This is a genomic window from Facilibium subflavum (assembly GCF_003574485.1).
In the GTDB taxonomy this organism is placed as follows: Bacteria; Pseudomonadota; Gammaproteobacteria; order Francisellales; family Francisellaceae; genus Facilibium; species Facilibium subflavum.
In genome coordinates, this window is record NZ_QLIT01000341.1 from 1 (window position 1) to 750 (window position 750).

Annotated in this window: 1 pseudogene; it reads left to right on the top strand. The window is 37.1% G+C overall.

Annotated features, from left to right (window positions below):
* Nucleotides 1-537: pseudogene (locus DNK84_RS15260) on the top strand (IS256 family transposase); the annotation flags it as partial.
* Nucleotides 538-750 lie beyond the last annotated feature (213 nt).

Consider the following 750-nt stretch of genomic DNA (forward strand, 5'->3'; position numbering starts at 1 on the left):
GTGGTGTACAGGATATTTTAATTGCCTGTACAGATAATTTAACCGGCATGTCTGATGCCATTAGTGCCGCTTTTCCTAAAACAGAGCATCAGCTTTGTATTGTCCATCAAATCAGAAATAGCCTTAACTACGTCTCTTATAAACAACGAAAAGAAGTGGCCGCTGATTTAAAACCTATCTATACTGCAGCCACGGAAGAATCAGCCTTGATGGCATTAGAGGCTTTTGCACAAAAATGGGATAAACAATACCCGCATATCGCCAAATCATGGTATGCTAACTGGGATAACCTGGTTGTGTTTATGCAATAATCTGAATCAAATACGCGAGGTTATTGATACGACCAATGCAATTGAGTCTGTGAATAGCCAGTTGAGGAAAGTAACGAAAAATAAGCGTTCTTTCCCCAATGATAATGCAGTATTTAAAACCTTGTTTTTGGCAATTGACTATATGACAAAAAAATGGACAATGCCAATTAGAAGCTGGAGTGAAGCAATGCCGTATTTTTTAATTAAATTTGAAGGCAGAATTTAAGTACTATGAAAAATTTACACAGTTAGATGGATGGGCTCCCTTGAAAGCCATACCCTAAATACCAAGGGCTTGCGGATGTTTTGATTATTTGACTCCATTTTTGCATCATGATACCAACCATGGTGTTTGTGAATGTAAACTAAAGTATAGCAGCAATTGCATTAATCCTAAAACCAATGCTACTGAAAGAACTAAACTACAGTCTCCATTTAA